The organism is Veillonella rodentium, assembly GCF_900187285.1.
Taxonomy (GTDB): Bacteria; Bacillota; Negativicutes; order Veillonellales; family Veillonellaceae; genus Veillonella; species Veillonella rodentium.
Window position 1 is genome coordinate 1,428,128 of record NZ_LT906470.1, and the last position, 25,781, is coordinate 1,453,908.

21 protein-coding genes are annotated in these 25,781 nt (G+C 42.6%); all 21 read right to left on the reverse strand.

Going from position 1 to position 25,781, the window contains the following annotated elements; translation table 11 throughout:
* Entirely contained in the window at positions 1-972 is a 972-nt protein-coding gene (locus CKV62_RS06565) for a polyprenyl synthetase family protein (RefSeq protein WP_095066245.1), read from the reverse strand.
* Entirely contained in the window at positions 969-1,667 is a 699-nt protein-coding gene (yihA, locus tag CKV62_RS06570) for a ribosome biogenesis GTP-binding protein YihA/YsxC (RefSeq protein ID WP_095066246.1), read from the reverse strand. The genes CKV62_RS06565 and yihA overlap by 4 nt, the downstream gene beginning before the upstream one ends.
* Positions 1,667-3,976: an endopeptidase La gene (lon, locus tag CKV62_RS06575; protein WP_095066247.1), complete on the reverse strand. Its 2,310-nt coding sequence runs from the start codon at positions 3,974-3,976 to the stop codon at positions 1,667-1,669. The genes yihA and lon overlap by 1 nt, the downstream gene beginning before the upstream one ends.
* Before the next feature lie 65 nt (positions 3,977-4,041).
* On the reverse strand, positions 4,042-5,292 hold the full coding sequence (clpX, locus tag CKV62_RS06580) for an ATP-dependent protease ATP-binding subunit ClpX (protein ID WP_095066248.1): 1,251 nt from the start codon (positions 5,290-5,292) through the stop codon (positions 4,042-4,044).
* 12 nt (positions 5,293-5,304) lie between these two features.
* Complete coding sequence (clpP, locus tag CKV62_RS06585) at positions 5,305-5,898, reverse strand: ATP-dependent Clp endopeptidase proteolytic subunit ClpP (protein ID WP_095066249.1); 594 nt, start codon at positions 5,896-5,898, stop codon at positions 5,305-5,307.
* A 36-nt stretch (positions 5,899-5,934) separates the two neighbouring features.
* Positions 5,935-7,239 (reverse strand): trigger factor, encoded by a 1,305-nt coding sequence (gene tig / locus CKV62_RS06590; protein ID WP_038115750.1) that lies wholly within the window; start codon positions 7,237-7,239, stop codon positions 5,935-5,937.
* A 161-nt stretch (positions 7,240-7,400) separates the two neighbouring features.
* Complete coding sequence (locus tag CKV62_RS06595) at positions 7,401-7,856, reverse strand: CBS domain-containing protein (RefSeq protein WP_054673782.1); 456 nt, start codon at positions 7,854-7,856, stop codon at positions 7,401-7,403.
* Between the two features lie 143 nt (positions 7,857-7,999).
* On the reverse strand, positions 8,000-8,479 hold the full coding sequence (gene rlmH / locus CKV62_RS06600; protein ID WP_095066250.1) for a 23S rRNA (pseudouridine(1915)-N(3))-methyltransferase RlmH: 480 nt from the start codon (positions 8,477-8,479) through the stop codon (positions 8,000-8,002).
* Positions 8,480-8,491: 12 nt separating this feature from the next.
* Complete coding sequence (locus tag CKV62_RS06605) at positions 8,492-9,310, reverse strand: MBL fold metallo-hydrolase (protein WP_095066251.1); 819 nt, start codon at positions 9,308-9,310, stop codon at positions 8,492-8,494.
* Between the two features lie 158 nt (positions 9,311-9,468).
* Complete coding sequence (locus CKV62_RS06610) at positions 9,469-10,653, reverse strand: RuBisCO large subunit C-terminal-like domain-containing protein (RefSeq protein ID WP_095066252.1); 1,185 nt, start codon at positions 10,651-10,653, stop codon at positions 9,469-9,471.
* A 218-nt stretch (positions 10,654-10,871) separates the two neighbouring features.
* Positions 10,872-12,257 (reverse strand): nucleobase:cation symporter-2 family protein, encoded by a 1,386-nt coding sequence (locus tag CKV62_RS06615; RefSeq protein ID WP_095066253.1) that lies wholly within the window; start codon positions 12,255-12,257, stop codon positions 10,872-10,874.
* A gap of 142 nt (positions 12,258-12,399) precedes the next feature.
* On the reverse strand, positions 12,400-14,949 hold the full coding sequence (gene xdh, locus CKV62_RS06620) for a selenium-dependent xanthine dehydrogenase (RefSeq protein ID WP_095066254.1): 2,550 nt from the start codon (positions 14,947-14,949) through the stop codon (positions 12,400-12,402).
* A 17-nt stretch (positions 14,950-14,966) separates the two neighbouring features.
* On the reverse strand, positions 14,967-16,316 hold the full coding sequence (hydA, locus tag CKV62_RS06625; RefSeq protein WP_095066255.1) for a dihydropyrimidinase: 1,350 nt from the start codon (positions 16,314-16,316) through the stop codon (positions 14,967-14,969).
* Positions 16,313-18,004 carry a selenate reductase gene (locus tag CKV62_RS06630; RefSeq protein ID WP_095066256.1) on the reverse strand — a complete coding sequence of 564 codons (1,692 nt, stop codon included), beginning with the start codon at positions 18,002-18,004 and terminating at the stop codon, positions 16,313-16,315. Before CKV62_RS06630 ends, hydA begins: the two co-directional genes overlap by 4 nt.
* 30 nt (positions 18,005-18,034) lie before the next feature.
* A complete protein-coding gene (gene ssnA, locus CKV62_RS06635) occupies positions 18,035-19,363 on the reverse strand; it encodes a putative aminohydrolase SsnA (RefSeq protein ID WP_095066257.1) in 1,329 nt (442 codons plus the stop codon).
* A 51-nt stretch (positions 19,364-19,414) separates the two neighbouring features.
* A complete protein-coding gene (gene arcC / locus CKV62_RS06640; protein WP_095066258.1) occupies positions 19,415-20,353 on the reverse strand; it encodes a carbamate kinase in 939 nt (312 codons plus the stop codon).
* Between the two features lie 71 nt (positions 20,354-20,424).
* A complete protein-coding gene (ygeW, locus tag CKV62_RS06645; protein ID WP_095066259.1) occupies positions 20,425-21,618 on the reverse strand; it encodes a knotted carbamoyltransferase YgeW in 1,194 nt (397 codons plus the stop codon).
* Between the two features lie 165 nt (positions 21,619-21,783).
* A complete protein-coding gene (locus tag CKV62_RS06650; protein ID WP_095066260.1) occupies positions 21,784-23,094 on the reverse strand; it encodes a YgeY family selenium metabolism-linked hydrolase in 1,311 nt (436 codons plus the stop codon).
* Between the two features lie 12 nt (positions 23,095-23,106).
* Positions 23,107-24,318 (reverse strand): diaminopropionate ammonia-lyase, encoded by a 1,212-nt coding sequence (gene dpaL / locus CKV62_RS06655; RefSeq protein WP_095066261.1) that lies wholly within the window; start codon positions 24,316-24,318, stop codon positions 23,107-23,109.
* A 9-nt stretch (positions 24,319-24,327) separates the two neighbouring features.
* Positions 24,328-24,960 carry a helix-turn-helix transcriptional regulator gene (locus tag CKV62_RS06660; protein WP_038115783.1) on the reverse strand — a complete coding sequence of 211 codons (633 nt, stop codon included), beginning with the start codon at positions 24,958-24,960 and terminating at the stop codon, positions 24,328-24,330.
* Positions 24,961-25,353: 393 nt separating this feature from the next.
* Positions 25,354-25,773: a flavodoxin gene (locus tag CKV62_RS06665; protein ID WP_095066262.1), complete on the reverse strand. Its 420-nt coding sequence runs from the start codon at positions 25,771-25,773 to the stop codon at positions 25,354-25,356.
* Between the last annotated feature and the right edge of the window lie 8 nt (positions 25,774-25,781).

Below are 25,781 nucleotides of genomic sequence, written 5' to 3' on the forward strand. Positions count from 1 at the left end.
TCATACCTTTCTATCGGCTAACTTCTCAACGGCCATAACGAGAAATTCCTTTCCCGGAAAATCCCGTACGGCTTTAAGCGCAGCCAATGCATCCTTACAATATTTTTCAGCTACCGCCAATGTATTATCTATACCACCTTCGGCGATAACATAATCGATAATTTGCTGCTCATTTCCACCATTATTAAGAATCTTGATATCGGCTAACAATTTATCTTTATTCGTATCATTAACAATGCTCAATAACGGATAGGTCAATAAACCTTCGCGCAAATCATTGCCTACAGGTTTTCCTGTCGTATCGGACGTTTCCCGATAATCCATAATATCATCTGTGATCTGAAACGCCATCCCCAATGCGTGACCATATTTTTTGAGCTCAACGATTTCCGTATCGCGCCAGCCGCCCAATAAGCCGCCTAATTCCATGCAACCTTCCATGAAGTCCGCCGTCTTCTTCTGCGTTTTTATCATATACCGCTCAATCCCCTGATCGATACGATATACGTCCTCCATCTGCATAAATTCACCTTCTACAAGACATGTAATAATATGAGAAAAAACTTGGAGATACTTCATCGACGGCATTTCCGAAACAATGCGAAAAGCCTTTGCAAACAGATAATCACCGCTAAGAATAGCTACTTTATTACCCTTATGCATATGAATCGTTTCTTCACCGCGACGAATTTTGGCCTGATCCAATACATCATCATGGATGAGTGTCGCCAGGTGAAGCATTTCAACGGCTTCAGCGATTTTTATACGTTCAGACTCAATCGATTGTCCCGCATTAGCTATGAGCAGACATAGTTGAGCACGTAACCGCTTTCCACCTGCGGCGGATAAAGGTCTGATCAGTGCGTTGAAATCCTCCGAGCCGGTATTAAAAGATGCGGCGAGAGACTCTTCAACCTCCTCTAAATCTAGAGCCATGCGTTCCATAATCTCTATTTCATTGGTCTGACTCATGCTTCCTCTCCTACTAAAACCTTATTAATCCGCTGTTGCAACAACTCACGCCCCGTATGTTTTAAAGAGCTGTATAAAATAGGCGGGGTCCCCGTCGGATACAAGTCCTTAATAATGGCAAGATTCACTGACTTTTCCTTTGCTGTCAGCTTATCCGCTTTAGTTACTATAATCTGCAAAGGTACGCCTGCCTCTATAAGCCAATCGTAAGCCACCTTGTCGATGGGCATCCCAGGATGGCGCCCATCGATAAGCAGGCATAATAACATCAATCGTTCAGAATTTAGAATATAATCGGCAATAAACGAGGCCCACAAATTTCGATTTCCTTTATTGGTCTTTGCAAAGCCATAGCCCGGCAAATCCACAAGAAACCAATTGTATCTGCGTTCTTCCGTCTCGGAAATGACTTCTTTTGATTCAATATCAAAATAATTAATTGTTTTTGTCTTCCCCGGTTGTCCGCTGACAAGTGCCAGTCCCCGATGATTACATAACGAATTTATCAAGGAAGATTTTCCCACATTGGAGCGGCCTAAAAAAGCGATTTCTACTGTATCACCTTCAGGATATTGATCAGCCTTTACACAGGATGTATTATATTTTGCTGCTATGATACGGGGCCCACTAACTTCTTTTCGTGTATATTGCGGTTTCGGGCCCATATGTTTAATGGATTTTTTCTTTTTTTGCATTATACAAGTGCCTTTGCTAATACTTCATCCATTGTCTTTACGGTTGTAATGATGAGTCCTTCCTTAACAATATCAGGTAATTCTGCTATATCCTTTTCATTACCGTTCGGAATCAAGACTTCTTTCACCCCGTAGGACAATGCAGCCAATAATTTTTCTTTCAACCCGCCGATAGGCAGTACGCGCCCACGCAATGTAATCTCACCGGTCATGGCAATATCGGCACGTACCTTTCTCCCCGTTAAAATTGATACCATCGCAAGTGTCATAGTAATCCCCGCGGAAGGACCGTCCTTAGGGGTCGCCCCTTCCGGTAAATGCACATGAATATCGAGCTTCTTGTAAAAGTCCTCATTGATTTTCAAGGCTTTTGCATTATGGCGAATATAACTCATCGCCGCTTGACCGGATTCCTGCATTACCTTACCGAGGCTGCCCGTAAGAGCGAGTTTACCGGTACCGTCCATCGTCGTCGCCTCGCACGGCAATACAACACCGCCAACAGAGGTCCATGCCAAGCCGTTCACATAGCCGACTTGCGGTTTCTTTTCCCGCTCCTGATCGATAAAAATCGGAGCTCCCAGAAATTCGTGAAGATTCTTTGTAGTCACTTTCGGTGCGTCACCACCTTCTTCAACGACTTTGAAAGCAATTTTACGACAAATCTTGGCGATTGTTTTCTCTAAGGTACGGACACCCGCTTCGCGAGTATATTCGGAAATCACCTTTCTCAATACAGCATCAGATAATTTCACCTTATAATTCTCAAGACCGTTTTTCCTGATTTGTTTAGGTGCCAGATAGCGCTTTGCGATTTCCAGCTTTTCTTCTTCCATATAGCTGGATAATTCGATAATTTCCATACGGTCCAATAATGGTCCAGGAATATTGGATGCTACGTTAGCCGTAGTAATCCAGAACACCTCCGAGAAATCGAACGGTACTTCGATGAAATGATCGCTAAATGTACTGTTTTGTTCAGGATCCAATACCTCCAATAATGCCGAGGACGGATCACCCTTATAATCAGAAGCTAATTTGTCGATTTCATCTAAAAGGAAAACAGGATTCTTCGTCCCCACATTCTTGATACCTTGAATCATTCGCCCCGGCAACGCCCCGATATACGTGCGACGATGACCGCGGATTTCCGCCTCATCCCGCACACCGCCCAGGGAAGCGCGGATAAACTTACGATTCATTGCCTTCGCAATCGATGTAGCCAGTGATGTTTTACCAACCCCGGGAGGGCCCACCAGACAGAGAATTGAACCGCTATTTTTACCGGTCAGCTTACGTACCGCAAGGAATTCGAGGATGCGTTTCTTAACCTTTTCAAGCCCGTAGTGATCTGCTTCAAGGATTGATTCGGCCTCTTTAATATCGAGTCGATCTTCACTCAACTCATTCCACGGCAAGGACAACACCCAATCCAAATAGTTCCGTAAAATCGTAGCTTCCGGCATCAACTGCGGCATCCGGCTATAGCGAGAAATTTCTTTATCGATGCGCGTATGTACATCCTCGCTGAGGTTCAATGCCTTCAATTGGGTGCGTAGCTCCTCAGCCTCTTCCTCCGGATCACCTTTATCGCCCAATTCATCGTGGATGATTCGAATTTTTTCGCGCAAGAAATATTCTTTCTGTGCTTTTTCCATGGATTGCCGTACTTGATTATTAATTGAATTCTCCAAATCGGAAATTTGTAATTCCATATTCAAGATACCCACAATCATATTTAGGCGTCTTGCAACAGATAGCTCTTCAAGTAATTCCTGGCGCTTCAAGTTGTTAATAGGCAAGAGGAAAGCGACTTGATCCGCCAATTCACATGGATCACGGAGCTCCATTACACGGGTTACCCCCTCATCGGTAATGGTTTTAGCTTCTTCTACCCACTCGTTAAACTTGGCTTGCACTAAACGACGATAGGCCTCTAATTCCACATCATCTTCAAACTCAGACGCCACTCGTTCATAATCCCCCACATAATAAGGGTCCATGCTGGTAATATTCATAAGTCGAATACGAGTGATGCCCTCTACAAGAACACGTACTATACCACCTGGTAAGCGCAACATTTGTTTAATTTTCACCAATGTGCCCATTTGGGCTAAATCATGAACTGTCGGTGCATCTACAGCATCATCTTTTTGAGTTACGACGGCTAAAATGCGATCCTCGTTCATTGCGGCTTCCACCGCCTTAATGGATTTGTCTCGACCGATATCGAGGTGAATCACGATATTCGGGTATACGACCATACCTCTTAGAGGTACGGTAGGGATCCCAATTTCGAGTAAATTCATAGGTCCTCCAGGTATTTATATTATGAAAAGAAACTCATTCCTACACAGAAATGAGTTTCTTAGAATTACGATTTCAACTGGATGTCTTGGTCTGCCTCATTTTTGAGTATAGGTTCACCTGTGCTCAATACGGATTCACGATTAACAATGCACTTTGTTACCTCCGGCATCGAAGGAACTTCATACATAACGCGTTTCATCACCTTTTCAATGATAGCACGCAAACCACGAGCACCTGTTTTTCGCTGCAAAGCTTCATCAGCGATTTCTTCTAATGCATCTTCAGTGAAAGTTAATTCCACCCCATCGAGGGAAAGAATTTTTTCATATTGTTTTGTTAATGCATTCTTAGGCTCTGTCAGAATTTGAATCAATGCGTCCCGATCCAACTGATCCAACGTTACCATCACGGGTAATCGACCGATGAATTCAGGAATCAGACCAAATTTCAATAAATCTTCAGATACAACATCTTTTAAGATAGCTGACACATTACGTTCTTCTGTACGTTGCACATCAGCACCAAACCCAAGAGTTTTCTTCGCGGTACGTTTGGTAATAACCTTATCCATACCGTCAAAAGCACCGCCGCAAATAAACAGGATATTTGTCGTATCGATTTGCAGCATCTCCTGATTAGGATGCTTCCGTCCGCCTTGCGGAGGGACTGATGCAACAGTACCTTCCAGAATTTTTAGCAATGCCTGTTGAACACCTTCGCCTGACACGTCACGTGTAATAGAAGGATTTTCAGACTTACGAGCAATTTTATCAATTTCATCTATATAGATAATGCCTCGTTCGGCACGAGAGATATCATAATCTGCAGCTTGAATCAATTTAAGAAGAATGTTTTCCACATCCTCCCCTACATAACCGGCTTCAGTCAGGCTGGTAGCATCGGCAATGGCAAATGGAACTTGCAACATTTTTGCCAATGTTTGGGCTAAAAGCGTTTTACCGCTACCGGTAGGGCCAATGAATAATACATTCGCCTTCTGTAACTCCACATCATCGACTACATTATCTGTCTGTAATCGTTTATAGTGATTATATACAGCCACAGCTAAAGAAATTTTCGCATCATCCTGACCGATGACATATTCGTCAAGATGAGCTTTTATTTCTCTTGGCGTCGGCAATTCTTGCAATTCGAAATCCGATTCGATGTCACCCAGTTCATCGGCAATGATTCGTTCACAAACCTCAACGCATTCATCACAGATATATACATTCGGACCCGCCACTAATTTGCGGACTTCTTCACTGGTACGTCCACAAAAACTGCAGCGCATACTTTCCTTATCTTTTGCCAATGGACGCCTCCACTACTTGCTTTCTACAGGTTCTCTTGTGAGTACCTCATCAATTAAGCCGTATTCAACGGCATCTTGAGCACTCATAAAATTATCTCGATCCGTATCACGCGATACAACGTCAATATCTTGTCCGCTACGAGCCGCTAAGATACCGTTCAGTTCTTCACGCATACGAAGAATTTCACGAGCATGAATTTCAATTTCAGATGCCTGCCCTTGTACGCCACCTAACGGTTGGTGAATCATAACGCGTGCATGAGGCAGTGCATACCGTTTACCCTTTGTACCGGCTGTCAATAAAACGGCACCCATACTGGCAGCGGAGCCTACACAAATAGTAGATACATCCGGTTTAATGTATTGCATCGTATCATAAATAGCCATGCCGGCGGTTACGACACCGCCGGGACTATTGATATACAAATGAATATCCTTATCCGGGTCTTCCGCTTCAAGAAAGAGCATTTGCGCAATAACCGCATTTGCTACATTATCATCAATAGGGCCGCCGAGAAAAATAATGCGGTCTTTCAACAAGCGAGAATAAATATCATAGGAGCGCTCTCCGCGTTCTCCTTGTTCAACTACGATTGGTACATACATATATTCACCTATTCGTATATCTGGTTGATCAGGCTATTATTTAGCTGCTTCAGCACCCTTTGCATTATCAATAATGAATCGAGCTGCTTTTTTACGTGCTACGGAGCCTGCCAACATAGCTACACGACCTTCTTTTGCAATAATATCCCAAACTTCTTTAGGGTCTGCCCCGAAGTTTTGGGCCATAACGAAGATTTCACGATTCATATCATCTGGAGTTACTTCCATATTTTCTGCAGTAGCGATTGCGTCCAATACCAAATCGGCACGTACGTTTTCAGCTGCAGAATCTTTGTATTCGGCGCGTAAATCTTCGATAGTTTTATTAGAGAATTTTAAATAATCATCAAGTTTCAAGCCACGACCTTCCATGTTCATAGCCAATTCTTGAATCATTTGTTCCACGCGATCAGTAATCATTACTTCCGGAATGTCTACAGTCGCATTTTTTACAGCTGTTTGAATCAAATCAGCATTATAAGTATCGATTGCACGACGGGATGCTTCTTCTTCCATTTTCGTGCGAAGATCTTTTTTCAATTCATCCAACGTTTCGTAAGAGCTTGCCCCTTTAGCGAATTCATCGTTTAATTCAGGCAATTCCTTACGTTTGATGTCATGAATATGAGTTTTGAATTCTGCTTCTTTACCGGCAAGTTCTGCCACGAAGTAGTCTTCAGGGAATGTTACTTTTACGGTTACATCATCACCGGCTTTTGCACCGATCAATTGATCTTCAAAGCCGGGAATGAAGCTGCCGGAACCGATCTGTAACGGATAGGATTTACCTTCACCGCCATCAAACGGTTTACCGTCAACGGTACCTGCGAAGTCGATTACTGCAAAGTCGTCTTTCTGAATTTTTGCGCCTTTCTCAGCAACAACCATAGTCGCCTGTTGTTCACGGATATTGTTCAATTGTTCTTCAATTTGTTCGTCAGTTACTGTAGCATCCTGTTTTTCAGCTTCTAGGCCTTTATAATCGCCGAGTTTAACCTCAGGGCGTTTTGTTACAGTCGCCTTAAAAATCAAATCTTTGCCTTCTTCGAACTGTTCACGTTCGATTTCAGGTTCGGATACAGGGATAATATCATTTTCACGAAGTGCTGCACTATAGTTTTGATTAGCTAATACTTCGAATGCTTCTTCTAAGATAGCGTCTTTCCCGAAATTCATTTCCAAGATGCGACGTGGTGCATGACCCTTACGGAAACCTGGGATATTTACTTGACCTGCAATGCGTTTTACAGCTTGTTTAATGCCTTTATCTACTTCTGCCGCAGGTACTTCAATAGTTAACGTTACCACGTGTTGATCAACAGGATTTACAGTTGCTTTCATTTAAAATATGTCCTCCTTGAAGGGCGAAACGCCCAAATTTCTGTAGTATATTATGCACTCCTAATAATAACATAAATGCAAAGTCAATGCAATTCATCTCTATATACACTAAAAGACCACCCCTTCGGATGGTCCTTGTAAAATTTTTAAAATTATTCCTATTAATTATCTTTTGCAATCAATTTGATGATGTCACGCCGAGACAAGATACCGATTAAATGGTAATCCTTATCCACCACCGGAACATTCTTCAAATGTTGATCCAACATGACGGAAACGACTTCCTCCACATCTTTATCCGGCGTAGTAGTAATCACTTCATCAGTCATCAATTCATGAACATGAGATGCAAGTAATTTCTTAAACTGGGAATTATATTCACCAATACCATTGTAATAGATGCTGGCACCTAATACATTTACATAATGAGGCACATGAGGACGCACCTTTTTATACAGTAAATCCCCTTCGGATATGATGCCCAGCAATTTATTGTTGTCATCCACTACGGATACAGCCGTTAAATTATATTTAACCAATAAATCAGCCACATCAGAGATTGGCGCCTCTTTGCCAATAGTAACAGGATATTTATTCATTACCTCTTGGATTTTCATAGTGAATTCCTCCTTAAAATATATCTTGCTTAATTATACTATTCGCTATGAAATAATGAAACTCCTTTTTTATAAAAGTATTATCTCAAAAATTTATGAGATTTCTCTTATCTCATAACAGCACTTTTATACAGAACAAAACACTACCAATGATACGGTTCATTCCGATTGATTTTAGAGGCTCTGTAAATTTGTTCCACCAGGAGTAATCGCACCATTTGATGAGTGAAGGTCATCGGGCTGAAAGACAATTTGCAATTGACCGCACCTCGTAATGCGTCGCTGACGCCAAAAGCACCACCTATGATGAAGGTCATATCACTGACACCGTCTACTTCCAATTTAGCAATTGTCTTCGCCAAATTCTCAGATGACATGGTTTGTCCGTACACATCGAGAAGCACCGTATAGGAATTCTTAGGTACCGCTTTCAGCAAGCGTTCCCCTTCATCATCGACCACCTGCTTACGCTCCGCATCACCGGCTCGATCTCCGATTTTACTTTCACCGAGTTCGGCAATCGTAATGCCGCCGTACGGGCGCATGCGCTTTACAAATTCAGCCACGCCGTCACGCAAATAAGACTCCTTTAATTTTCCGATGCATACCACATAAAATCTCATACTGTCTCCCCATTATTTCTGTTCGGTCTTCATCACGGCCTTCATCGATACGATTTCATTAGGTTGACCGTGCTGCAACTTCATCTCCGGCCCGATTTTGACACCTCCGTCAACGAGCATCCGTCCTATAGTCTGCGTTACAAGAACAGGATTGTTATTGTTTTCCGAACGATGTGCCAGGATAACCTGCATAAAATCAGGTCGCTTCATCATAAGCAAGGCCTGTGCCGCCATTTCATTACTCAAATGGCCGAAATCTCCGGACACGCGCTGCTTTAAAAACGGTTGATAAGGACCAAACTGCAACATGTGCGGATCATAATTCGCCTCCAATACAAGCAACGTCGTATCGTCGAGGCGATGTAATATATCGTCCGTAATAACTCCGGTATCGGTAACGACAGTAGCCTTATCAGTTCCGGAAAACACATTAATGCCGATGGGATCCGCCGCATCATGACTGACTGCAAAAGGCTCCACCGTCAATTTTCCCAATGCGATACTTCCCTTTGTTATCGGTATCAACTGATGTTTCGGCACATCCAGCTTGGCTTGTATTTCACGCCACGTCCCCATCTTCGTATATACGGGAATATCAAAACGTTTTAATAACTGCTGTAACCCGGCAATATGATCACTGTGTTCATGACTGATAAATATCCCCTCAACCTGAGCCATATCAATATGTAATTCTTTCAGACCGTTCACAATGCGGCGACAGCTGATACCCGCATCGTGCAATATGACCGAAGCGCCCTTCTTGACAACCGTACAATTCCCCTTGCTACCGCTGGCAATAACGTGCACCTCCAACTGCGAGGACTCACCCATCAAACCGCTCCATTATATCCACTATAATTTAGTTTCATTGTAATTAATCACCATACTATAAATTATGAAAGCTACTTTAAATTATTGTCATTATGAATAGATATGAAAAGCTACGCTTTCACCATTTGTATTCATATAAAAATACATATTATCATTATTTATAAATCGGATAGTTCATCTAAACGATTCACAAAATACGCCATATTCGATTCAATATCAGGACCTCGACGGAACATATCGCCGCCGACGAGGAACATCGTATCGTTCCCGTATAAGCCGACCAATTCAGCTAACCTCGTATCGGTAATGCCCCCTCCCGGCGCCGGACATGCAGCTTTCAAAGGCCCGGTAGGATTTTTTATATATCTGCTAATCCGTTGGCATTGATCCTGTGTGAAAGTAAAACGTCCGCCGTAAGACACGAAAATCGGCATATCGGCACCGAACAATCGAGGAAACAAGCCCAACTGTAAATAATCAGCCACACCGGATATTCCCGGACTCACATAACATCCCGAGAGCGCAGGATGATTGATAATCGGCAGGCCTAATGTTTCATCCGTAGCCAACACATGTAACCATCCAAAACCTATCAAACCGGAGGCCACCATGAGGGCTGTCGCACCTGCTTCCTTTGCAAACTGTGCCCGCTCCATAACCTCAGGACCATCACCGGATATATTGGCCGCATATAAGGTCTTTGTACCATGAGCGGCATTCATCTCCTGTACCGTATAGGCACAACGGGAAATGCGATCACGAAATTCAGAAAAGGACTGATTGGAGATACCGTGATCATCTTTAATCACATCCGCACCGCCACGTGTATATGCGCCGCACATACGCGCCAGCTCTGCACTAGATGTCCCCATAGGCTTGATAACAGCTTGAATCATAGGCCGCTTCGGAGTTCCCACAAGATTTCTAATCCCCGTTAGTCCGAAGCGCGGCCCCTTAAATTTCGCATATAATGAAGGGCATAATTCTATATCAACTACCCAGATATAAGGTTGTAATGATGAATTCCCGAAGATGACATTAAGAAACTGAGTCGCCTCCATTGCTGTCGTTTCTACCGCGTAGGATATACGTGCCACATAGTAAGACTCCTCCAACACGGTTTGTTCCGGCATCACTCCCACCGTTGCATAGGGCGAATCACCTTTCATCGGTTCTAATGACACCAACTGTCCCGTTATGTGCTCTTTAATATATTCATCCGTTACAAATTCGTAGGGAAACTCGATCGTTTGCTCCACTTGCACGGCCTCGGCAATAGCTTTTGCATCATCGTAACTGTTTGCTGCTATTCGATACGTAACTATAAATCGCTCGCTCTTCATAATGTATCTCCTTATCACAATATTATTTAATTATATACCAAACCTCCGTACTATACCATATATAGACATGAAAACACCTCCCTCTAAATAATATTAGAGAGAGGCGTTTCCGTTGTGCAGGATAAAACACGTGCTATATAGAAACCTGAGTCTTAAAACCCAGCGGTTCTATCTAATTCATAAACAAATCTTTCAAAATTATTATGATGATATATGAATTATTGATAGAAATGTTTAGGGAATCCTTTAAACCGTGTAAAGTGACCATATTTTTTAGCCGCACAATTCGGCTGATTCACAGTTTTATAACCAAATCCGTTGAATAAAACATTTAAAATAACAGCAACGATACTACCTGCTGTAATCCCGGACTTCAATAAAATTTGAGCCCACGCCGGGAAGTGTACATAAAATTGAGGTGCTGCAAGCGGAATCATGGATACACCGATACTGATAGCAACAAGCATCAAGTTATAGTTATTATCAAAGCTAACTTTACCGAGAGAGCGGATACCGCTGGCAATAATCATACCGAACATGGCAATCCCCGCTCCGCCTAATACGGCATTCGGAATACAAGCGACGATAGCTGCCAACTTAGGAAAAAGGCCTAATAAAATTAGAATAACGCCGGAAGTGGCAACAACGAAACGACTTTTTACACGTGTTACGGCAATAAGACCTACGTTTTGAGCGAACGCTGTATAAGGGAAACTGTTAAGAACCCCACCGATGACGGTGGATAAACCGTCAGCACGGAGAACAGCTGCCAATTCTTTCTGACCGATATGTTTATTTACGATTTCACCAACAGCGATACTATCACCTGTCGTTTCCACCATAACTACAAGCATTACGACGATCATAGACAGAATTGAAGCGACATCAAATGTCGGTAAGCCGAAATAGAATGGCTGAACAACAGAAACCCATTGCGAACGGCCTACTTCGGAGAAATCAGTGATACCCGCAATCATAGCCAATGCGGTACCGAGAATAAGCCCTACCAAGATGGCCAGATTTCCAAGGAATCCTTTACCGAAACGATAGGTTAATACAACGATAATAAATGTCGCCACACCGAGTGCGATGTAGAGCGGATCGCCAAAGTTCGGATTACCTACGCCACCGCCCATCCAGTTAACAGCAACAGGCATCAGGTTGATACCAATGATTGTAATAATTGTCCCCGTTACAACCGGCGGGAACAGACGGATCAAACGGCTGAAAAACGGTGCTACAAGGAAGGTGAACAGGCCCGCTACGATAATCGCACCATAAATGGTGGTAATATCATGTTGTTGACCGATCATAATCATAGGTCCTACAGAGGCAAATGTTACCCCCTGAATTAGAGGAATACGTCCCCCGACCGGGCCGAAGCCTAATGTTTGAATCAATGTGGCGATACCACAGGTAAACAAATCGGCCGTAATCAAGCGAATCAAATCTTCAATCGGTAAATGCATGGCTTGGGCAATAATAATCGGTACTGCCACAGCACCGGCGTACATCGCCAACACGTGCTGCAAACCATATGCAAATAATTGTGTGAACGGCACCATACCATCTACATGATTGACACCGGAATTGCCTTTAAGCATAATAAACACCTCATATCTTACGTTTTAGTTACTTAATATAGTCATACTTTCTCGTACATGATAGAGATTAGAACTCTCATCGACTTCACATAGGAACCTAATGGGTCGGGATTATACGAACCCCGCCCCGTTAGATAAAAATTTATTTTTTATAACCCGTATGTTTAATCGGTAAGGACCTACGCGGTTCTCCGTCGATGCGACGATACGCATTTGCAATAGCCGGTGCGATCGGAATGCTTGAAATTTCACCAATCCCCTTAGCACCATATGCATATTGATCTGATTTACCTTTTTCAATCAAATCTACATGAATCGGAGGACATTGAGTGGATCTGAGGAGGCCAAGAGTACCATATTTAGACGTTACAAAGCCTTCATTGTAAACAAAATCCTCCGTTACAGCAAAGCCCATCCCCATGATAGCGCCACCTTCAGCTTGTCCGGAGCAGGATTGTGGATTGATAACACGACCCACATCATAAGCTACATGCAAGTCGGAAATTTTATTATCTTCACCAATTGTTGCCACACAAGCCCCGAAACTATAGGCAACGTGACTCTTTGGATGAGGTTTATCCGAGTTAAACGGATCCGTTTCACCAAGAAACTCTTCATAAATTTCCACGCCATCCAACTCTTCTAATGTTTTCGTTTCCAACATTTCTTTCAAACGAAGACTCGCTTTACGCGTAGCCTCACCGGTAAAGAGTGTCTGACGAGACGCGGTAGTTGTACCGGAATCCGGTGTGCGCACAGTATCAGGATGTTCCGCAACGATTTTATCACTACTTAAGCCCGTTGTTTCACTGAGCACCTGTGTCGCCATGGTAGCCATGCCCTGACCGATGCAAGCAGCACCCGTGCGGATGCGAACCTGACCGTTGCGAACCTCTAAGATAACACGGCCCGTATCAGGTAAACCTACACCGATACCGCTATTTTTCATACATACCGCAAGACCGGTGCGGTCAGATGCATAATAGACATCCTTTACGGCTTCCAGGCATTCTGCAAGAGCGGTCTCTTCCGAACAAATTTGTCCATTCGGCAATGAATCACCAGGCCGTACTACATTTTTATAGCGGAACTCCCAAGGATCCATCCCCACAAGAGCAGCCAGTTCATCGATATTCTGTTCTTGACCAAAAACGGTTTGCGTTACACCAAATCCACGATAAGCCCCGCCGGGAACCGTATTGGTATATACGCAAATCCCATCAAAGGAGAAATTATCAAAATGATAAGGACCGCTGGAGTGAGTGCCGGCCCGTTGAAGTACCGGTCCGCCTAATGATGCATATGCACCGCAGTTCGATATGATATTCACCTTGCTGGCAACTAAATTACCTTCCGCATCACATGCGGTGGTAATATCCATTTCCATAGCATGACGTTTCGTATGAACATTGATACTTTCTTGACGAGAGAACAAGACCTTTGTCGGTTTGCCCGTAATCCATGCCATAAGCGATGCATGATGTTGTACAGACATATCTTCTTTACCGCCAAAGCCGCCGCCTACGAGCATGCCGTGAACCTTTACGGATTCATTCGGGATACCCAACATGCGAGCGACTTCACGTCGATCATCAAAGACGTTCTGACTGCCCGAATAAAGATGAATTTCATCACCTTCACGATATGCAACAGCACATTCAGGCTCCATGAATGCATGATCCGTCTGAGGCGTAGAATAATGATTTGTCACTACGAATGCAGCCTCTGCAATAGCCTTATCCACATCCCCTCTAGATAAGGTTTGATGAGATAATATATTCCCATCCGGATGTAGTTTTGGCGCATCAGGTTTTAGTGCATCCATCGGATCTAGAATCGGTTCTAATTCCGTATACTCAACCTCAACGAGATTACATACTTCATCCAGGTATTTCTTCTCTGTCGTCGCTACTAATGCAACCGAATCGCCAATATAACGGGTAATATCCCCCTCTTTAATGAGCACATCCCAGTCAGGAATCAAATGACCTGTCTTGTTGAACGGTACATCCGCACCGGTTAATACTGTTACGCATGCAGGATGCTCTAAAGCTTTAGAAATATCAATACGATCAACTTTAGCTCGCGGATATTTTGTCCTAACCGCCTTGGCATAAATCATACCCTCAATATAAACATCATCACTATATTGACCGGTACCGAGCGCCTTTTCCTCTGCATCAACACGATGTAGGCGAGCGCCGATAGCCGCATTATTATCCTTCTCAGGAACAGGCAGGTTTTCACGGAATATCTTAGCCGCTAAGCGTATGCCCTCTTCAATCTTGACATAGCCCGTACAACGACAAATATTTCCCATAATCGCCTTTTTTATATCGTCTGACGTAGGGTCATTATTTTCATCAATCAATACCTTTGCACTAATAATCATACCTGGTATACAGAAACCACATTGCACCGCTCCGCATTCACCAAAAGCATATGTGTATACCGCTTTTTCTCTTTCAGATAGCCCCTCGATAGTTACAACCGATTTACCATCCAATTGAGACAATTTAGTTACACAAGCTTTTGCTTTTTTCCCGTCTATAATTACTGTACACGTACCACAAGCACCAGCACTACAACCTTCTTTAGTGCCCGTCAATTTCAAATCAGCTCGCAAGAAATCAATTAAACGCTGATCTTCTTGAACCTCATGATAGGTGCCATTCACTTGAAAGCGGTACATATATAGCCCTCCTTTCACTAAGGAATACATTCACCAAGATATGATTCTCGTAAGGATCCATCTTGTACCACATGGTGACCTCTGAGGATTACATCCCGTACCTTACCGGTTATGGTTAAACCCTCATACGGTATATAGTCTGCCTTTGTATGGGCTGACTTTTTTGAAAGAATGTGTTTCACATTCTTATCGACAATTGTAATATCCCCGTCGCTACCAACGGATAATGTCCCCTTCTTAGGATACATATCGTATAATCTAGCCGGGTTTTCACTAACTAATTTCATAAATTCTACAACGTTCATATTGCATTGGTTGACCAATACATCATAAGCGACGATTCCCCGTTCTTCCGCCCCGGGAATACCTCCGGGAATGCGGGTAAAATCATTACGACCTTGAGACTTTTGACCTTCAAAGTTGAAACTGCAGTGATCTGAACCGATCGTTTGGAACACGCCCTCTAAAAGTGCCTGTTTTAATATCAATTGATCCCTTTCAGTTCTAAGAGGAGGACTCATCACATATTTACCACCTTCAAAATCGGGCAAATTATATAAAGACTGATCAAGCACGAGGTATTGAGGACAGGTTTCACATGTTATCGCATGCCCCAAATCGCGTTCGTCAAGAACTTGGTAAAGCCCTTCTTCCGAACTGACATGAACAATATGCACGGGATAATCAAGTGCTGCACCAATAGTACTGAAACGCTTTATCGCCTCCGCTTCAATCATGGCAGGTCTCGTAAGTGGGTGATTGCTGACGTCTAATTCACCACATTTACGCTTATCCGCTACAAGAGCATCGATAAGATCACCGTTTTCACAATGAGCCGCAATGAGTACGCCTGTGGGTTTAATCGCTTCGATGGCATCATAGATTTCGCGGTCCGTTAAGCGGAATCCATAGGCCAAGTAGACCTTAAAGGATGAAACACCGGCGGCTACAACCTTCGGAATCTCACGGGCCACTTCATCATTCATTTCTATAAGTTCCATATGGAACTTATAATCACACGAGCAATGACCTAAGGCACGCCCTTTGTGAACTTCCAGCCCCTTACAAAGAGAACCGTCTTCAGGAGAAGCAAAATTTATGATGGAAGTGGTTCCTCCAAGGATAGCCGCCTTCGTACCGCTATCAAAATCATCCGCAGTGGATGCCAAGGCATTTGTCATCTGGAAATGCGTATGAGGATCTATAAATCCAGGAAATACATAACAACCTTGTGCGTCAATGACCTCGGCTCCATCCGGAACAGGAACATGTTCATCAATGGCTACAATTTTATCACCATCAATCAATAAGTCTCCGGTAAGGGTTCGATCAGATAAGACCAGTTCCCCTTGTTGTATGATAATCATGATACATAGTACACATGCTCCCTACAGAAAGCATGTACAACTCCTTTCAATTCGTCCGGTAATGCATCGATGTCACATACAGCTTCCTCACCTTTGAAACGGTAGCCACAGCTGGTACCGTCGATGTAAAATCCATCATTCGTACTATCCGCCATCGCTTCTTTATTGTGGAAGAATGTAATGCGATCCTTGTACGGTTGACAAGGTTCTACGCAATGACATGCACAGTTACCACATTCATTACAACTTTGATCAATATGGATGATCAGTTTGGCATCATTTACGGTAATGACTTCATTACATCTGTTTGGACATACGCGAACACAAGAACCACATGTTACACGACAACGATAGTCAGCGCTGTGTGCACCAGGGAAGGACGGCATCGCCTCCCGTTTCTTCTTCATCGCATCACTCTTCTTGTAAATCTTATTATCAGCGATATCCTTAGCAAGTTCAGCAATAAGTTCTTTATGAACCTTTAACGCGGCATTGTAATCAGTTGACTCCACTTCATCCGCTAACCCTTTAAATGTATTGTATCCTTCTCCTTGTAAAAGAATAGTACATACAGTTACAGGCCAGATACCGCAATCAAAAATGGCTTTGATGTTCTGTTTTACAGCACCGCCGCTATAAGACATAGGTAAACGTTCGCCGAATTGAGCACTTAATAGCTCCGCTACACCAATTGTTACCGGTAACAAGGATTTACCGGACATATACATTTGCTCACCCGGCAATTCATTATTATGAATTTGTACAGGGAATGTATTTGTCAATTTTACGCCAAAAGTCTTGTTATGTTTTTCACCAAGAGCGATAAGACGTTCTAACATTGGAATTGCTTTGTCAAATTGCAGATCCACCTCGAATTGATGATCATCAAAATCGATGTATTCAAAACCCGCATTATCCAGAAGTTCTCTAATGCGTTTAGGGCCTAGCAATGTAGGATTACATTTCAAGTATAAGTTAAGTCCTTTTTCGCTAATTAAATACGAACAGATAGACTCGATTTCCTCAGCCGGACAACCGTGCATGGTAGACAATGTAATCGCCTGACAGAGCTCATCGTCGATGGAGTTGATAAAATCAACATCGATATGTTCAAATTCATCTACATGATCCAGGCACCACTGTTTACAAGTATTCCACATAGGAGACTGGGATGCACTGCGCATTGTATTGATGAACTTATCAACCATAGGACTCTTGATGCCGGCTAAATTATAGCCCACACTCATGATGAATAGGAAACCGTCCGGATCACCTAATTCCAGTTCCTTAGAAATCAGTTTTAAAGCAAACCAAGCTTTGATGTATTCATCGGCAGCTTCATCACAGCTATATTCAGAAGACCATTCCACATTGTATGCTTCATCTACAGAGTAAATACAAGGTCTAGGAATACCTAGTTCCTCACCGTACATGATCTGTACAGTTTTCAATTCGATACAGCGAGCACCGGCCACATAGGAAGCCACGATATTTTGTGCTAACTGCGTGTTAGGACCTGCTGCCGGCCCTACAGGATTTTCAATGGATTTTCCAAAAATATTCAATCGTTGATTATGCTTTGTACGATGAATTTTGTTTACATTATAAATACGATTGTACATCTTGTACTCAGTCATAATGTGATTCATCAATTTTCCGAAACTTACCGGATACATAATATCACTCATAAAATCACACTCCTTCAAAAGCGCTTGGTCTTATGGGTTGAGTCGTTTCCATAAACTTTTAGATGTCGTTAAAATTTCATCCATTACAGCAGACTTGTCTATACTTTGTAATTGACGATCGATCATGCGCGGCACACCGTCACTAATGGTGGTTACCACATACATACCGTTAGTACCGAACAGTAAATGCCCGTTGATGTTATTTTCATCAAGTGGTGTCGGCGCCGTGTAATCAAGAACAATCACATCAGCTGCAGCACCCTTTTTAAGAATACCTACTGTAGTGTCGAAGAATTCATTCGCCATGTTACGATTATTTTCAAATAACATGTGAGGTACTTCTCCCCATCCCACATATGGTTTATGCTGTTCGTGTTTCACGAGACAGTTAGCAACCTTGTAGGATTCAAGCATGTCATTTGTATATCCATCCGTACCAAGGCCAACGGTAATGCCCTCCTCTAACAGTTTCAAAATATCTGTTGTGCCGACGGCATTCCCCATATTACTTTCGGGATTATGTACAACCCTAGCCTTCGATTTCTTCAATAATTGCACATCTTCATCAGATACGTGAACACAGTGCCCTGCTATGCTCTTCGGGCCTAAAATACCGGCCTCTACGAGGCGTTTCACAGGACTCATGCCATACTTCTTTTTACTATCTGCCACATCTTCAGGGCCTTCCGCCACATGAACATGATATCCCAACTGATCCTCATTATGAGCCTTCACATAATCTAATGTCTCCGTGCTCAATGTGAAAGATGCATGCAAGCCCATCATCGCCGCCAGTCTGGATGGATCTTGTTTCGCCTCTTTACCAAAACGAACATTTTCTGCAACGGCCGCTTTCATTTGATCCGGACCATTGCGATCTGACACTTCATAGCACAAACAAGAGCGAACACCGAATTGTTTAGCCGCATCGGCAATGATGGATAGACTATTAGGAACGTCACCATAACTCGCATGATGATCGAAAATAGTCGTCACCCCATTTTCAATACAGCCTAAATAAGTAAGTAATGCACTGGCTTTCACATCAGGAGCAGTCAGTTTATTATCTAAATAGAACCATAGCCCCTCCAAGATTTCACCGAAATTCGTCGGCGCCGGACCCGGTAAGGATAAACCGCGTGCAAGCGCAGAGTAAATATGGTGATGTGCATTGATAAAACCGGGCATAATCAAACCGCCATGAGCATCGATGATTTGTGCATCTTCATAAGTTTTACATAATTCATTATATGTGCCGATATCAACAATTTGAGTCCCGTCGATGGCAACAGCACCATCATAAATGATAGGCCTATCAGCATCACGAGTAATTACAGTACCTTTACCTAATATAATCACCTGGACACCTCCTCAACAATTGGTTGAAATGCATACTTATAAATCTATATGTTATTGTAATACGATACGCGTGCCGGTTTTTCCTGCTATACCGTCCTTGGATTTTTCCAATAATGTGATAATTGCAACACGCCCCTTCTTAGATGCCGCAAATGCAACGGCGGCCTCCACTTTAGGTTTCATGGACCCTTCTCCGAATTCACCGGCTTCGATATATTTTTTAGCCTGTTCAACAGAGATTTCGTCCAGCCATTGTTCATTTTCTTTACCAAAATTAACGGCTACTTTTTCAACAGCTGTTAAAATAACGAGAATATCAGCATCAATTTCTTGAGCAAGCAGGCTGCTGGTCCAGTCTTTATCGATAACAGCGGCTGCACCATGAAGTTCGTTGCCTTCTCTGGTAACAGGGATACCGCCACCGCCACAAGCCACGATTAACTCTTTACCTACTAGACCTTTAATCGCATCTAATTCGATGATTTCCTTAGGCGCCGGAGATGCCACCACACGACGATAACCACGGCCGGAATCTTCTTTTACCACGTAGTCGTAATTTTTTTCTGCATATTCAGCTTCTTCCTTAGTCATAAAGTGACCAATCGGTTTCGTAGGATTTTTGAAAGCCGGATCTTTGGGATCAACTAATACCTGCGTAACCATAGTCATTGTAGGCAGATCTTTAATCCCACGGTTAAGGAGCTCTTCGTGGAGAGCATTTTGCAAATCATAACCGATATAAGCCTGACTCATCGCTACACATACGGATAACGGAGTATTTGGCTGCCCTTCTTTTTCACGGGTCAGCGCTGCCATGGCATTATTGATCATACCGATTTGAGGTCCATTACCATGCGTTACTACTACATCACAATCCGATTCAACAAGGTCCACAATAGTTTTCGCCGTACTCTTTACTGCAATTTTTTGCTCCGGTAGGGAATTACCTAATGCATTCCCCCCTAATGCTACTACAACTCTTTTCTTCATGTTATTCCTCATAACAACTAATTTAAGAATAAAAAGGAGCCATCAACAACGGATGGCCCCTAAACTTTACTTTACGGTTGAACTCGTTCAGTTCCCTTCCGTTCTAATTCTTTTAAGGTTTCTACAGGATTTTTAAATTTGCTGAGGAAAATCATAGCTGCAATAACATATGGTTTGTAGCTTGCTTCCTTATAAAGAGGTATACGATAGCGGTCGAACACTGTTGCGTCCACTTCGCCTTCATCACAACTTACACCTGTAATATCTGCCGGTAAGCAATGTAAGTAAAGAGCTTTACCGTCTTTAGTGAGACTCATCATCTCTTCGGTGCATGCCCAATCTTTATATTTACCATTTTCCTCAAGAAGTACTTTTTCTAATGCTTCAATGCCTTCTTGATCGTTGTCCCCGTACAACTTTGTACGTTTTTCCATCGCGCCGAATGGTGCCCAGCTCTTAGGATATACGATGTCTGCATCTTTGAAAGCATCCTTCATATCGTTAGTTCTACGGAAGGAACCGCCGCTCGCTTCAGCTTGTTTTTTAGCGATTTCTTCAACTTCCGGCATTACCTCATAGCCTTCAGGATGAGCTAAAACGACTTCCATACCGAGACGAGTAAATAAGCCGATAGCACCTTGAGGCACGGATAAAGGTTTACCATAAGATGGTGAATATGCCCAAGTCATTGCGATTTTTTTACCTTTAAGATTTTCAAGACCACCGAATTCACGAATAATATGTGCCGTATCAGCCATGATTTGTGTCGGATGATCGATATCACATTGTAAGTTAACAAGTGTAGGACGTTGTTCTAACACGCCGTCTTCATGACCTTCTTTAACTGCGTCAGATACTTCATGCATGTAAGTATTACCTTTACCGATATACATATCATCGCGGATACCGATAACATCAGCCATGAAGGAAATCATGTTAGCTGTTTCACGAACTGTTTCGCCGTGAGCGATTTGAGATTTACCTTCATCCAAGTCTTGAACTTCAAGACCTAACAAGTTACATGCAGATGCGAAGGAGAAGCGGGTTCTTGTGGAATTATCACGGAATAAGGAGATTCCCAATCCACTGTCGAATACTTTAGTAGAAATGTTGCGTTCTCTAAGAGCACGTAATGCATCAGCAACCGCCCATACCCCTTTCAATTCGTCATCAGATTTCTCCCAGGTCAGGAAGAAATCCTCGCCGTACATTTTGCTAACATCTAAGCCTTGTAAAGTTTCAATACTTTTATTGAAGTCCGTCATAAATATATCCTCTCTTTCATATCCCCGTAGGGCTACTTAGTGCCAAATTATACTCATTACCTTTATAAAAGGTACAATACTATATGTATTTTCTTAATAACTGCTAACCGATTATATATTAACTATCATTTTAATTGCTAACTATATGATATAAATGAATAATTATTAGTCTTTGCAATAAACTGTCGGTAATAATGCATATACAGCCGCACATGTTACGAGATCTTGTTTCCATGTAATTTCATTAGGAGCATGTGCTTGTGCTTCCGCACCAGGACCGAAGCCGATACACGGAATACCGTTACGGCCCATGATGGATACACCGTTTGTGGAGAATGTCCATTTATCAGTCAACGGACGAGCTTTACGCATTTCTACGGTATCAGGTGCGCCGATTCGTTCAGTACCATATAGGCTGGTGTACGCTTCTTCCAATGCTTTTGTTACTTTGTGATCCTTAGGGATAACCCATGTCGGGAAGTAACATTCAATAGGATATGTTAACCCTGTCCAGGATGGACGTGCATATTCGTACATAGATACCTTTGCACCGTATTCTTTAACATGTGGTAAAGCTTCGATTTCCGCCAAGCAGCTTTGCCATGTTTCCCCGGCAGTCATACGACGGTCCAAGGAAACCGTACAGGAATCAGCTACTGCACAACGGCTTGGAGATGTATAGAAAATTTGAGAAGTGGTTACTGTACCGCGACCTAAGAAGCGAGCTTCTTCATAATGACCCGGGTTAAATTTAGGATCAAGCATTTTTACGAGGCCCTTAATTTTTGTACTTTCATCAGCAGAGTTCGCATTCAACTCACGAATGTCTTGAAGAATATCCGCCATCTTATAGATTGCGTTGTCACCGCGTTCAGGAGCAGAACCATGGCAAGATACGCCTTGTACATCAACGCGGATTTCCATACGACCTCGTTGACCACGGTAGATACCGCCATCAGTAGGTTCTGTGGATACAACGAACTCAGGACGAATATTGCGTTCTTTAATCATGTATTCCCAGCAAAGACCATCACAGTCTTCTTCTTGTACCGTACCTACAACAAGTACGCGATATTTATCACTTAACAGACCCAAATCTTTCATGATTTTAGCGCCGTATACAGCGGATACGATGCCACCTAATTGGTCGGATACGCCGCGACCGCCGATTTTAGTTTCATCTTCAAAGCCTTCATACGGGTCAAAATTCCAGTTGTCACGATTACCGATACCTACAGTATCAATATGAGCATCAAATGCGATAAGAGTTTTCCCGGTACCCATGTATCCGAGAATATTACCCATAGGATCTACTTCGACTTCATCAAATCCTAGGTCCTTCATTTCCTGCTCTATGCGTTTTACATGGTCTTTTTCCTCAGCACTTTCACCAGGGAATGCCACGATTTCACGTAAGAACTTTGTCATTGCCGGGCCATAAGTTGTTGCCGCTTGTTTAACTGCTTGTAAATCCATAAATAATACCTCCTATCGATCTTCACCATACCACATAATGTTTTTATATCTCATAGGGTCCGTATCCCCTTCAGTGGAGAAGCAGAGTACCTTTGAAGACGCATCTAATTCTAATTCTTTCCGTAAGTCTTCATATTCCGGCATCGTCATAATGGCCGTCACCAGTCCTAACGGAACAGCACCGGACTCACCTGTTGTAATCGGTGTATCGCCCTTAATCGGAGCACCTCCAACGCGCATACCGAGACGTGCAACCCAATCCGGAGCGGCTACAAATAAATCTACATGGTTTCGTAAAATATCCCATGACACGGTATTTGGTTCCCCGCATGCAAGTCCTGCCATAATCGTTTCAAGGTCACCATCTACGATGCGAGGGTCTCCGTCACCGGCAACAGCACCTTTATATAAACATGCCGCTGCTTCGGCTTCTACAACAACGAGTTTCGGTTTCTTCTTTTCATTTTTATATAAATTACTGAAGTATCCTACTACGGAACCGGCAAGAGAGCCTACCCCGGCCTGTACAAAAACATGAGTTGGAACCTTGCAATGATCCTCTTCTAATTGAGCTGCCGTTTCCATAGCCATCGTGCCATAGCCTTGCATAATCCAATTCGGAATTTCTTCATATCCTTCCCATGCTGTATCCTGAACTACAACACCATTCGGCACTTCTTTAGATTTCTTCGTAGCAAGTCGTACGCACTCATCATAGTTAAATTCTTCGATCGTTACGGTAGCGCCTTCGTTTTCAATCTGTTGTCTACGATACTCCGTAGAGCCTTTCGGCATAAATACTACCGACTTTTGACCTAATTTATTAGCTGCCCATGCTACACCGCGACCATGATTACCGTCGGTAGCAGTAAAGAATGTAGCTTGACCAAAATCATCTTTCAGCTTCTTGGATGTCAAAACATCGTATGGCACATCTGCAATCGTTTTACCAAGTTGCTGTGCCACATATTTACCTATCGCATAAGAACCGCCCAATACTTTGAAAGCATTAAGCCCAAATCGATATGATTCGTCTTTCACATAAAGTGAATCAACACCGATATAAGATGCTAAGTGTTTAAGTGATACAAGTGGTGTAACGCTATATTGCGGAAAGCTTTCATGAAATGCTTTAGCTTTCTTTATTTCCTGAACATCCATAACTGACAGAAATTTGTCACTGGATGGTGCCATCGTATTACGTACCCACTGAATTCGTTCCATATTAGCCTCCTATGATTCTTCCTTAACAGCATTCAAGTCACTATATAAAGTGAACTTGGAAATATTAAAATACTCTGCAATCTTCTCAGAAGATTTAGAGATTAAAAAAGCACCCTTATCGTTTAAATAAGCAATCGCTTTAAGACGCTCCGTTTTATTCATCAAAACACCCGGTTTTCCAACTAATCGCTCTGCGTCTTGGAGTAAGTCATCCAATAAATCGGAAACACTGGTTGTAATCCTTTCAACCGATTCGGAATCATCATTTCCAATGCCGATAAGATGTTCCAATGTACTGTGCATCATAACCAAATCTGTTATATCCTGGTTAATTCCTAACAAATACGCGATCTTACCGTTATCATCACGGATATACATCGTTGATGATCGCAAGACACGACCTTCCTTCGTTTTTGTAAGATATCCAAAACGACCGTCCCCTCCATCATCATGACGAAGTACATCCAGAACAACATGAGACGGACCGTCTCCGACATGACGATTTGTTATATTCCCATTTTCAATATATACAAGGGATGAATCGATATCATGCTGTAAATCATGTATCAGCACTTCACAAGACTGGCCGAACTGTATGGCTAGTCCATGAGCTATGACCCGTAACCGATCCAACGTACTCATCGATATAATCACCCTCTCATCTATACATGGTCATGTTAATTTACAACCTTACTATAGCCTTCATCGGTATATTTAGATTTTCTCTAACAATTTTTGTTTATACCTAACAATTTGTTAGGTCTCTTTACTTTGATTATAGTCATATGTTTATAAAAACGCAACCATATTATGCATAAAAGTTATTTATAAATATAATTTTATATGTAATTTTTTATAAGAGCACAGAAAATGCTATGAATACAGCTGTTTTATACCATCTATATCATATAGATATCAAAATAAATTCTGACTCATATATCATTAACGTAACCATGAAAAACGTAACCATGAAAACAGAAAAAAAGGCTGTAATAATGACATCGTCATTATTACAGCCTTATCTATTCTATTATATTATGCATTCGCCAATGTTTTACCTAATTCTTGACATTGTGCTTTACCATCATCATCAGGTTCACCCAAAATAGCAACGCCGTCAGCAACAAGTACTCCACCGGCATCTTTAATGCGAGCGCCCCAATCTTCAAGCCATGTACCGCCCCAACCATAGGAGCCGAAGATGGCCAATTTCTTGCCACTCAATTTACCTTCCAATTCAGTGTAGAACGGTTCAAATTCGCCTTCTTCAAGTTGTTCCGCACCCATATCTGCACAACCGAGAGCTAATTTTTCATAAGCAGCTGCTTCATCTACGGATACTTCAGAAACAGATTTAACTTCCACGTCCTGACCAGCAGCCTTGATACCTTCAGCTACTTCGTGTGCCATTTGTTCTGTATTACCTGTACCGGACCAATAAATTACACCAATCATCTTGTACC

What these genes read in the sequence shown, in the direction of transcription:
- CKV62_RS06595 (WP_054673782.1), bottom strand. Translation starts at nt 7,856, where the DNA reads ATGAAAATCCAAGAGGTAATGAATAAATATCCTGTTACTATTGGCAAA.
- hydA (WP_095066255.1), bottom strand. Translation starts at nt 16,316, where the DNA reads ATGATTATCATACAACAAGGGGAACTGGTCTTATCTGATCGAACCCTT.
- CKV62_RS06610 (WP_095066252.1), bottom strand. Translation starts at nt 10,653, where the DNA reads ATGAAGAGCGAGCGATTTATAGTTACGTATCGAATAGCAGCAAACAGT.
- clpP (WP_095066249.1), bottom strand. Translation starts at nt 5,898, where the DNA reads ATGTATGTACCAATCGTAGTTGAACAAGGAGAACGCGGAGAGCGCTCC.
- tig (WP_038115750.1), bottom strand. Translation starts at nt 7,239, where the DNA reads ATGAAAGCAACTGTAAATCCTGTTGATCAACACGTGGTAACGTTAACT.
- CKV62_RS06660 (WP_038115783.1), bottom strand. Translation starts at nt 24,960, where the DNA reads ATGAGTACGTTGGATCGGTTACGGGTCATAGCTCATGGACTAGCCATA.
- CKV62_RS06665 (WP_095066262.1), bottom strand. Translation starts at nt 25,773, where the DNA reads ATGATTGGTGTAATTTATTGGTCCGGTACAGGTAATACAGAACAAATG.
- CKV62_RS06565 (WP_095066245.1), bottom strand. Translation starts at nt 972, where the DNA reads ATGAGTCAGACCAATGAAATAGAGATTATGGAACGCATGGCTCTAGAT.
- CKV62_RS06630 (WP_095066256.1), bottom strand. Translation starts at nt 18,004, where the DNA reads ATGAGTGATATTATGTATCCGGTAAGTTTCGGAAAATTGATGAATCAC.
- yihA (WP_095066246.1), bottom strand. Translation starts at nt 1,667, where the DNA reads ATGCAAAAAAAGAAAAAATCCATTAAACATATGGGCCCGAAACCGCAA.
- CKV62_RS06650 (WP_095066260.1), bottom strand. Translation starts at nt 23,094, where the DNA reads ATGGATTTACAAGCAGTTAAACAAGCGGCAACAACTTATGGCCCGGCA.
- dpaL (WP_095066261.1), bottom strand. Translation starts at nt 24,318, where the DNA reads ATGGAACGAATTCAGTGGGTACGTAATACGATGGCACCATCCAGTGAC.
- CKV62_RS06605 (WP_095066251.1), bottom strand. Translation starts at nt 9,310, where the DNA reads ATGGGTGAGTCCTCGCAGTTGGAGGTGCACGTTATTGCCAGCGGTAGC.
- ygeW (WP_095066259.1), bottom strand. Translation starts at nt 21,618, where the DNA reads ATGACGGACTTCAATAAAAGTATTGAAACTTTACAAGGCTTAGATGTT.
- CKV62_RS06615 (WP_095066253.1), bottom strand. Translation starts at nt 12,257, where the DNA reads ATGCTTAAAGGCAATTCCGGTGTCAATCATGTAGATGGTATGGTGCCG.
- lon (WP_095066247.1), bottom strand. Translation starts at nt 3,976, where the DNA reads ATGAATTTACTCGAAATTGGGATCCCTACCGTACCTCTAAGAGGTATG.
- arcC (WP_095066258.1), bottom strand. Translation starts at nt 20,353, where the DNA reads ATGAAGAAAAGAGTTGTAGTAGCATTAGGGGGGAATGCATTAGGTAAT.
- xdh (WP_095066254.1), bottom strand. Translation starts at nt 14,949, where the DNA reads ATGTACCGCTTTCAAGTGAATGGCACCTATCATGAGGTTCAAGAAGAT.
- rlmH (WP_095066250.1), bottom strand. Translation starts at nt 8,479, where the DNA reads ATGAGATTTTATGTGGTATGCATCGGAAAATTAAAGGAGTCTTATTTG.